At 58.5% G+C, this 9,517-nt stretch carries 9 protein-coding genes; 5 read left to right on the forward strand and 4 right to left on the reverse strand.

Annotation, left to right across the window (positions count from 1 at the left end):
* Positions 1 to 1,013: DUF2252 family protein (locus tag JQ586_RS39575; RefSeq protein WP_212400044.1), on the forward strand; the 1,013-nt coding region annotated here is incomplete at its 5' end.
* 65 nt (positions 1,014 to 1,078) lie between these two features.
* On the forward strand, positions 1,079 to 1,255 hold the full coding sequence (locus JQ586_RS39580; protein ID WP_212400045.1) for a hypothetical protein: 177 nt from the start codon (positions 1,079 to 1,081) through the stop codon (positions 1,253 to 1,255).
* A gap of 365 nt (positions 1,256 to 1,620) precedes the next feature.
* On the opposite strand, the gene JQ586_RS39585 is transcribed toward JQ586_RS39580, so the two are convergent.
* Positions 1,621 to 2,142, reverse strand: a complete 522-nt coding sequence (locus JQ586_RS39585) for a tyrosine-type recombinase/integrase (RefSeq protein WP_312017090.1) — start codon at positions 2,140 to 2,142, stop codon at positions 1,621 to 1,623.
* On the opposite strand from JQ586_RS39585, the gene JQ586_RS40995 reads away from it, so the two are divergent.
* Positions 2,083 to 2,670: a hypothetical protein gene (locus tag JQ586_RS40995; RefSeq protein WP_249148674.1), complete on the forward strand. Its 588-nt coding sequence runs from the start codon at positions 2,083 to 2,085 to the stop codon at positions 2,668 to 2,670. The genes JQ586_RS39585 and JQ586_RS40995 overlap by 60 nt on opposite strands.
* A 326-nt stretch (positions 2,671 to 2,996) precedes the next feature.
* On the opposite strand, the gene JQ586_RS39590 is transcribed toward JQ586_RS40995, so the two are convergent.
* The 3 genes from JQ586_RS39590 to JQ586_RS39600 all read right to left on the reverse strand — a co-directional run bounded on the left by JQ586_RS39590 (position 2,997) and on the right by JQ586_RS39600 (position 7,336).
* Positions 2,997 to 3,239 carry a hypothetical protein gene (locus JQ586_RS39590; protein ID WP_212400046.1) on the reverse strand — a complete coding sequence of 81 codons (243 nt, stop codon included), beginning with the start codon at positions 3,237 to 3,239 and terminating at the stop codon, positions 2,997 to 2,999.
* Positions 3,240 to 3,547: 308 nt separating this feature from the next.
* Positions 3,548 to 3,877 (reverse strand): KTSC domain-containing protein, encoded by a 330-nt coding sequence (locus JQ586_RS41430; protein ID WP_212400047.1) that lies wholly within the window; start codon positions 3,875 to 3,877, stop codon positions 3,548 to 3,550.
* Between the two features lie 231 nt (positions 3,878 to 4,108).
* Complete coding sequence (locus JQ586_RS39600) at positions 4,109 to 7,336, reverse strand: PAS domain S-box protein (protein ID WP_212400048.1); 3,228 nt, start codon at positions 7,334 to 7,336, stop codon at positions 4,109 to 4,111.
* Positions 7,337 to 7,609: 273 nt separating this feature from the next.
* Between JQ586_RS39600 and JQ586_RS39605 the strand changes: the two genes are divergently transcribed.
* On the forward strand, positions 7,610 to 9,118 hold the full coding sequence (locus JQ586_RS39605; protein WP_212400049.1) for a PAS domain-containing protein: 1,509 nt from the start codon (positions 7,610 to 7,612) through the stop codon (positions 9,116 to 9,118).
* Between the two features lie 60 nt (positions 9,119 to 9,178).
* The gene (locus tag JQ586_RS39610) at positions 9,179 to 9,391 is read left to right on the forward strand and encodes a hypothetical protein (protein ID WP_212400050.1); all 213 of its coding nucleotides are present in this window, start codon (positions 9,179 to 9,181) and stop codon (positions 9,389 to 9,391) included.
* Positions 9,392 to 9,517: the final 126 nt, after the last annotated feature.

Consider the following 9,517-nt stretch of genomic DNA (forward strand, 5'->3'; position numbering starts at 1 on the left):
GCCATACCGGCAATCTTGGCCCGCTTGCGAATGCCGATGGAGATGTCGAGATCGAAATTCGAGACCTCGATCAAACGGTCATTAGCAATCCCGCGTACGACCTGATCAGGTTGGCGCTTTCTCTGGCGATGACCGCGCGTGGGTCGGACCTACCCGGCATTGTGACCGAGAAGATCATCGAGCAAATGGTCGCGGGGTATCGCGAGGCTCTATCTGGAAGGCCGCAACTCAAAGACCGACCTTCGTCGATAAGATTGGCCATGAAAAAGGCTGTCGCCGGCTCGTGGAAGAAACTGGCTAAACGATCGATAGAGGACACTAAACCGTATATTCCACGTGGCCACTCCTTCTGGGATTTGTCGCGAAGGGAGGAGGGCGCGCTCAAGAAGTTGATTTTATCAGACGAAGTCGTTCAGCTTGCGACGCTTTTGCGATCGCGTGAAAGCAATTCCGACGTCACCTTGCTTGACGCAGCGTACTGGCGGAGAGGTTGCAGTTCACTAGGCCTGTTGCGAAGCGCTGTATTGCTCGGGGTCGATGCAGGAGATGAGCACAGCTATTGTTTGCTAGACATCAAGCAGGCGGTAAAGCCTGCTGCGCCCTCTTGTAAAGGAGCCAAAATAACTGGCAACAACGCGGCACGCGTTGTCGAGGGGGCCAGCAAGCTATCACCGTTTCTCGGGAAACGAATGATTGCGTGCTCGCTGCTTGGCCGAGATGTTTTTGTGCGAGAGCTATTGCCGCAGGATCTAAAGCTCGACATCGAGAATCTCAAGCCGCGAGAAGCGGTCCACGTCGGACGTTATCTGGCGGCTGTCGTTGGGCGGGCTCATGCGCGTCAAATGGACACGTCAACTCGCGAGAATTGGCGAACTGAACTGGGCCGAGCCAGAAGCAAGTCGCTCGATGCACCTTCGTGGCTCTGGGCAAGCGTGCTCTCTCTTATTGCAAAACATGAAACGGCGTATCTCGAGCACTGTCGCCACTATGCAGGGTCGTCAAAAACGCACTGAATTCGTCCCGATCGCGAGCCGGTCAATGGATTCCTGGCTTCTAACGCTAGCGATGACTAACCGTCTTGGCCGCGAATGGCGTCGGACTTTTTCATTGCTACTTCGTCGCGATGTCGATTCATACCATCCACGTGATGACGGCATCGTCGCTGCTGGCGGCGCTTGCCGTCAAGCCGCTCCGCTTTGCAGGCATGCGTGTCATTCGGCCCTTTAATTGCGGATTGTCGTCGATCACCCTTTAAACTGTCCCGACGGCACGACGGTAGCGCTCGCGCAATCGGGGCTGGTCAGGGTTGCGGAGACGGCGCGAGCGCGGCTGATGCGTAGTTTGTTCTTCTGACCGACCGAGAGCTCGGGCGATGGATTTAAGGGGCATCGCTTCATTGTGCAGAGCTAGGAGCTCCCGCTCGTCCGCTTGGGACCAAGGCTTGTTGGCGCGTGCTGGCATCCTGATAACGCGGGTACTGACTTAGCTTCCTGAACGCGCTGGTGCTTCAGGGGTTCCTGGACCACTTTGTGAATGGATCAGCGCCTTGACAGCGGTGGCCGCTGGCGGCGTCAGAGCCGTGACGCCGTCGAGCAGCCGCGCCGCTCCTGTGGGCGCACCTCAGCGCCAGAAGTCCTTGAACCGGTCGGGTGCCAGCTCCGTGTATCTGACGGTGTGCTGGATGTTCTTGTGCCCCAGATAGGCTTGGAGAGCCCAGGTATCGTGGCCCTTGTTGGCCAGTGCAAAGCCGCAGGCGTGCCGCAGCATGTGCGGATGCGCCTTGAAGCCAAGCCCGGCGGCCTCTCCAGCGCGCTCCACCATGCGATCGAAGCCTGCTGTGGTGAACGGGGCGCCACGCTCCGACGTAAACACGAAGGGTGACTTGGGATCCTGCTCCCGCGCCAGCCGGCGCAGGGCCCGCAATTCGTCGCCGCGGATGGGGTGGGTGCTGGGGGAGCCCTTCTTGACCCTGCGGACGGCCAGGGTGGCGTTCTCGAAGTCGACCTGGTCCCAACGCAGGTCGACCAATTCCGATGCTCTCAGGCCGTGCCTGTAGGCCACAAGGATCATCGTCGAGTCGCGGTGGCCGTACCGGTTGCCCTTGGCTGCTTCCGTCAGGCCGGCGATCTCCGCATCAGTCAGGTATTCGCGGGTGCGGAGCTTGGCATTCTTCGGGCGTCGCGGCGTAACTGTTCGTTTTCGGTGGTTGGTGTCACCAATCGGAGGTTAGATTTCGCCATGGCTTTCAATCTCCCCTGCATATCGACTGTTCGTAATAACGAACAGTGTGCAATGAGAGGTTTGACCATCCTCGAGACTCGATGGAGTAATGATCTCGACCATGTTGAGCCACCGTGGGAGATCGCCGAGAACCTTCATCGTGCGGATCTGAGCAAACTCGAACGGGACGAGCAAATCGCGGAGTGGATCAAATCACGGAGAATCTATCACACTCTCAGACTGAGTTTGAGATCAGATGAGGCGTGGTGGCCGTCCAGAGCGGACGTTGAGGCCGCAGCTCGCGAGATCGGCATGGACGACGGAGATACATCATCGCCGAACCGGAAGACGGCGAACTCGGCCATCGAGCCCGGTACGAGGTTCGTCAACTGCGGAACAGTCCGCATTGCCCGTGTTGCTCGGCTCGCCGTCGAGATGTCGTTCAGTTGAATTTGCGCGCACCGCGCCGCCTCGGCCATGCTCGCGTCGACGACCCCCGAGATCCGAGCGCCAGGACATCGGCTTCGCGCCTCGCGCTTCGGACGGCGGGGGGCAGGGGTACCTGTCCGGGCCACCCCGTCGTGCGCGCTTTAACGTGGTCCGAAATTAGCTAGGACAAAAAAACCGAATTTATAAACGGAGCCGCAAGGTAGCTGACACGCGACGAGCTGGGCTGGCTTGCTAACAGCGGCGCGACATCGGACTTCCCGAGAGGTCCGGGTTAGGCCCAGAGGACGACATCGAAAAAGGGGCCAGAACTGAGCGGCATTACTTATCTAGCGGTCGGGACCAAGCTGTCTGACTGCTATTCCCGCGATAGCGACGGCATTGGTCGCATCGTTTGCTGCTATCTCAACGATCTTGCGTGCATCGATTTCGCAGATGGGATCGTTACGGTCCACTAAGTTCAGCCTACGTAGAGTTTGCTCGAACGCCAGCGAGAGAAGATGGCGCTGCTCGGGCGTAAGATCCGCAAGTGCGGTCGCCGAATGGACTTCGGAAGGCGTGCCCGACAGCATCCTTATTCCCAAGCCTTATGTGACGGCACCGCTCATGTCCGCTCTCTCAAGTTTGCTGAACGCTAGGATTGAAGCAGGCACGCTCGCCACATCTTCAGCGATCGATGCGCCCTGAAATCGGCTGCACGTCCCAGTTCCGCGCCGCCGCGAGACTGCTCGGGGTCAATCGCGTCGTTCTTGTGCCGCGACAGCCACGTCCGCTGAACGCTCGGCAGCCGACATTGCTCTTGTGAGTGGACGCCCCAGCGTCGCGAAGCTCGCCGCTTGAGTTCGAGGATCCAGCGCCCGCTGCCTGGAACGGCGTTGCCCTAATATGTTGGAACACGGTGTGTTCGGCAGTCATAGGGACCATCCGAGCCGGTGCCCTTGATGTTCTGATTGTAGAGCTGCCCCATCGACGGCGCGGCCATAAATGCATCGAGCACAGCCGGCGGCAGCTTGCAATAGTCGGAGTACGTGCCGCGAAGATTGAAGAGCATATAGCTTTGCGATTTGTCGTAGCAGACGCGCTGAATAAAGCCGCTTCGAAAAATGTCGCTGCAAGCGAATGTCTTCAAATCGACGACGCCGCGATATTTATCACGGTGTCGGCGGGGAGACTGACGTTGACAGTGCGAAGGACGATCGACAGCAGCCACGAATGTCGTGCTGCAAGGTGTTGAAGTAGATTTGTTTGACACATAGCGCTGCTCACCGAACGGCAAGGGCGCGGGGCAAAAGCGGATATCAACTAGCTTACGCCATGGTTAGATCCCGTCGTGAACGAACCATCTCAGACGTCAGCCCAATAAAGCAGACCGTATTAAAAACTGCATAGACTTTGTGGCACTGCAAGCGATGTGGTGATCTGAGGGCGGAACGCTTCTTCCTCATCCACCCGCCGTTAGACTGGCCAGTTTGGCAGCGAGTTCGTTACTGCTGAATGGCTTGACCATTCGCGGAAGGTCGGGCTCAACGCCCTCGCTTTCGGCGTAGCCCGACACGAGCAATACCTGCGTTCCAGGTAACTCAGAAAGAACCAATCGCGCAAGATCAGTGCCGTTCATTCCTGCCATCAAATGGTCGGTAATAAGCAATCGAGGTTTGACGCCTCCACCAATCAACTGAATTGCCTCTTCTGCCGAAGCGGCTTCCAGAACGGCGTAGCCGAGGTCTGTCAGCATGTCGGCGGTTGTTGCACGCACGAGGTCCTCATCATCGACTAGTAGCGCCGTTCCGAGAGTAGCGCCGCTCGGCATCGAGGCCTGTTGTTGGCTCTCCGCCTGCACTGGCTCGTCGGTTGAAGGAAGCCAGATTTCAATATTTGTGCCCAGTCCCAGGCGGCTTTCAATCGTCAGGGCGCCCCCCAGCTGCGATGCCAAGCCGTGAGCCATCGATAGACCGAGGCCTGTGCCCTTTCCGATTCCTTTGGTCGAGAAGAATGGCTCAATCGCCCGGGCCTTCACAGTTTCGTCCATGCCGATGCCAGTATCGGCAACGGATAGCCTAACATAGCGACCGGGCTTCAAGTTGGCGCGATGTCCCGTGCCAACTTGTTGGGCGTCCGCAGTAATGCGCAGCGTGCCGCCTCCAGGCATGGCGTCGCGCGCATTGACCGCGAGGTTGAGAAGAGCCATCTCAAGCTGGTTCTCATCAACCTTTGCGGCCGGCAGGTTCTGCTCGATCTCGACCGAAACCCTGACCTGCGGACCGGACGTACTCGCGATGAGCTCGCCCATTCCCCGCATCAGGTCTCCCACGTGAGACGGCTTGGCCTGCAGTGGTTGACGTCGCGCGAATGCGAGCAACCGCTGCACAAGCGTCTTGGCTCGTTCTGCCGACTGCATCGCTCCGGCGATCAAGCGCTGCTCGCGCTCCCCGCCCGCGCCTCTGCGCTGCAAGGCATCGAGCGCGCCGACGATTGGCGTCAACAGGTTATTAAAGTCGTGGGCGACGCCGCCGGTAAGTTGGCCCATCGCCTCCATTTTCTGGCCTTGCCGGAGTTGCTCCTCTGCCCTTGCCAGCCGCTCCTGCTCACGGATTCGTTCGGTGACGTCGTACACGAACTGATAGGCTCCAATTCGCTCCCGTTCGCCGTTTCGAAGGGTGTTGTACTTCATCTCGTAGTGGCGGCGTTCGCGACCGGCATCGCCGAATGCCCCAATCTCGGTGAATTCCTCCCCCGACAGCGCGCGAGCCCAAACCGCACGAACGGCTTCACGCTCGGCGGGCAGGTGCTCCAGCAAATCGAGCATGCATTGCCCGGCGTGCGGCCGAACCCCGAATATCTTTTCAAATTCATCCGCCGAGGCTTTGTTGATGGCAAGCCAGCGGAAATCGAGATCGACCACTTGCACGAAGGCGTCCGTCCCTTCCACAATATCCGCCAACACCTTCCTTTCAGCGAGGACTTCCGAGATGCGGCGTTCTAATGTCTCATTAAGCTCCTTGAGCCTTGCTTCCCCGATCTTGCGCGCGGTTATGTCGATTGCGGTTCCTATCACCCGCACGCAGCGGCCGTCGTCATCGAACACGCCTCGTCCCTTCGCAGCGACCCAGCGCAGGCGGCCGTCCTCTTTACCCACGGTTCGGTACTCAACATCATAGAGCGCGCGGCGGTCGGGATCTGCTGCGGCTGCGTAGGCCGCGCTGACGAACTCCCGGTCCTCGAGATGGAGGCCTGAGTAAAAGTCCAGCATCGACACGGGTGCATCCGGCGAGATGCCGAACATTGCCTTGACCAGCGGCGGCCAATGAAGAATTTGATTGACCTCATCCACGTCCCAGAAGCCGATCTCGGCGTTGGCCGTAGCGAGGCGCAACCGTTCTTCGTTCTCTCGCAAGGCAATATTCATGCCCTGCAACATCTCTTCGGCACGGCGACGTTCCGTCTCTGCTTCCTCTCTTTCCGTGATATCGACGTTGACGCCGATCATCCCGAGGAACTCGCCAGAAGCTCCGATGCGGGGACGCGCAATTGTTTCCAGTACGCGATATGCGCCTGTGGCGCTACGGTAGCGCCCCTTTAGCTCGACAGCGGTTCGTTTCGCAATTGCATCTGCCATCTGCTCGCCAATGGCCGGAGCATCGTCGGGATGTATCGTTGCCGACCAGTCGAAGTCGGGAATGGCCGATTCTTCCAACCCCCAGAAGCTGCGTAGCAGGCGGTTGAGGTGAAGGCATTTGCCCACGGGGTCACTTATCCAAATCATGACCGGGGCTTGTTCAGACATGAGACGAAAACGCAACTCGGATTCTCTCAATTGCTCTTCCGTCATTATTCTATCGAGTGACAGGCTTAGCTGGCGTGCAATCGTGCTCGCAAGTCCAGCCTCCCGCGCGCTAAATTCATGCGGCTGCCGATAGTAAGTCATGAACTTGCCGACGACATGCTCGTTGGCGACAAGAGGAATGAACGCGAGGCCGCGGATGCCTTCGTTCTCAATGACTTGTTTCAAGACATCAGGCTCGTGCGCATCCCGAATGTCGGCAACGAAGATCGGGACGGCGTCCCTGGTCTCCGGTGTCCATGGCGAGTGACCATCTACGGCTTTGCGGTAATGTTCGCTGATTCCCTTCCATGCGACGAAGCGCATGACGGAAGCCGAATCAAACAGAAGAATTGATGCGCGCTCGCACCCGAGCGCGTCGGTAATCGCCTGCAGCGCCGCATCATAGACCTCTTGTGCGGATTTCGCAGATTGAAGCCGCTCGGTCAGGTTAAAGAGTGTTCCAAGCTCGCGGATGGTCCGCGAAAGAGAGTCTGCAACGCCCTGGCGTTCGCGGATGTCACGGCAAAACGTCACTCCGCCTACGATAGAGCCCTTCTTGTCACGCAATGGCGAAACTGTCAGCTCAACGTTGAGATCGGAGCCATCTTTGGCCACCCTGACAGTTTCGAATTGGCCGTAAGCTGCGCCGGCACTTACGCGGCTGATCACGTCCTCAGCGGCGGATCGCTCCTTGTGCGGAACGAGGTCCAATAGGGAACGTCCGACGATCTCGAGGGCGGCATACCCGAAAAGGCGTTCTGCCGCAGGATTCCACTGTGTGATCCTGCCATCTGCGCTCCAGCACCAAATCGCGTCGGGCGAGCCGCGCAGAATCGCCGAAAACACGACTGGCTCGTGCTCTCCGGCCGTCGCGGGATATGATTTTCGCTGCACTGCAGAAACCGGCTCGTCCGCCCCACTAGCCATGTCTAAACCCTTGGCGGTCGCTTTTCGGCGAAGCCGCCTCAGCAATCCTCACTTCCTCTGACGACAACCGCATCTAACAACAAGCCTTCGAGTTGGTTCCTATCGAGCGCCCCACTGATTCAATGCTGCCTGTTCCGAAAGCCGTCGCCTACCTTACTTGCATAGACGGGCAAAATCGGGTTGCGTACGATTATGGATAAAAACCCGGGCCATCCCAACGAAAGCGACGACGCGTTTCCCCCCACGGGTGGTGAATTGGCCGCGCTAATGCGCTCGCTTGATTGGTCGACGACGAGCCTGGGCCCAATCGCCGGCTGGCCTCAACACTTGAAGTCCGCTGTCACCCTGATGCTGCCGGCCGACGCACAGATCGTGCTGTTCTGGGGGCCGGAGTTTATCGCTCTATACAACGATGCGTACGCTCCCACTATCGGCGAGAAACACCCAAAGGCTCTTGGACGACCGGCTCGGGAAAGCTGGACGGAGCTGTGGGAGGACTTGGAACCGCTGCTGCGGCGTGTTCTTGAGACTGGCGAGACCGTATCGGCCAAAGATCGTCCCTTCTACATCGAGCGATTTGGCTATCCAGAAAACGTCTATTTCGACATCTCCTACTCCCCGGTCCGCAGCGAGACGACGGGTGAAATAGGCGGTGTCCTGTGCATCGTGAGCGAGACGACGGAACGGGTTCTCGCACAGACCGAGCTGGCGAGGGCGCAAGAACGACTGACCATGGCCCTGAGCGCGTCCGGAATGGTGGGGATCTTCGATTGGCATGTGCAGTCCGACACTTTCTATTCGGACGCCCGCTTCGCAGAAATGTTCTCGGTTGACCCCGAAAAAGGCGAGAAGGGCGCCCCGTTGGCGGAATATCTTGCGGGCATCTATCCGGAGGACGTTGAGCGGATCGCCAAAGCTATCGATCACACCGTGAACACCCGGGAAAGATATGTGCAGGAATATCGGGTGGTGAAAAAGGGCGGAGATGTCCGCTGGCTCGAGGCCCGCGGCGAGTGTCTTTGTGACAAGGACGGAAAGCCTGATCGCTTCGTCGGCGTGGTAGTGGACGTAACAAGCCAAAAGGTCGCCCAGGAGCGCCAAAGGCTGCTTGCGCGCGAAGCGGACCATCGGGTGAAAAACATTTTCGCCAATTTTCACTCAATAGTTGCATTAAGTGCCCGGTCTTCTCGCACACCGCAGGAGATGGCTAAGGCTCTTCGCGGCCGAATGGATGCGCTATTGCGAGCGAAGGACCTTATCCGGCCCGGCATTATGGGTACCGAGCACGATAGTGAGCGGACCACCGTGGATGCGCTGGTGCGCACGGTATTGCAGCCTTATGAAGACGGCTCGTCCCGTATCGTACTAAGTGGACCCGAAGTGCCTGTCGGAGCTAAGGCGGTGACGGGTCTCGCTCTCGCATTGCACGAGACCGCGACGAATGCGGCTAAGTATGGAGCACTCTCGCGAGCGACCGGGTCAATCCACGTGAAATGGGAGGCGGACCCTTACGACTTTCACCTGGAATGGGATGAAACCGGTGGTCCGGTAATAGAAGGAAAACCGCAAGCAAAGGGGTTCGGCAGCATCCTTACGGAACGCACGGTGACCTCTGAGTTGAGAGGCAAGATTGACCACGATTGGCGGAGAACTGGCCTTAGATTAACACTGAGCGTGCCGCTTGAGCGACTCGCGCTTTGAGGATGCAGCGTTAGGAGCAGCAACTAGTAGTGAAAAAAAAGATAACGAAGGCGATTGGAAATGTCCGCACAGGACCATCGCGGCCGTTTGCGTGCCTTGCGGGACGTTGGGTGGCTGCAACCGCCGCGCGTGGGTCTGGCTGGCGATAATGTTGCTCTGAGTGGCGTCGATGCGTCTCAACGCCGTGTTATTGTGCGCTGCCAAAAAAAAGCCACGCGCTGGCTGCTGACGCGCCTGATTGGCGACCCGGATGCAAGGTTGGCAATTCTATGAGCCCAACCAGGACTCCCCGAGGAAGGTCCGATCAAAAAAGTTTTGAAAACCCCTTGAAAATTGATTTCGGTTTTTCTAAGTCGATTTTTGCCGCTTGCGGGCGGTGCCGGTCGCCAGCTTCGGGTC

It is taken from the genome of Bradyrhizobium jicamae, assembly GCF_018130215.1.
Lineage (GTDB): Bacteria > Pseudomonadota > Alphaproteobacteria > Rhizobiales > Xanthobacteraceae > Bradyrhizobium > Bradyrhizobium jicamae_A.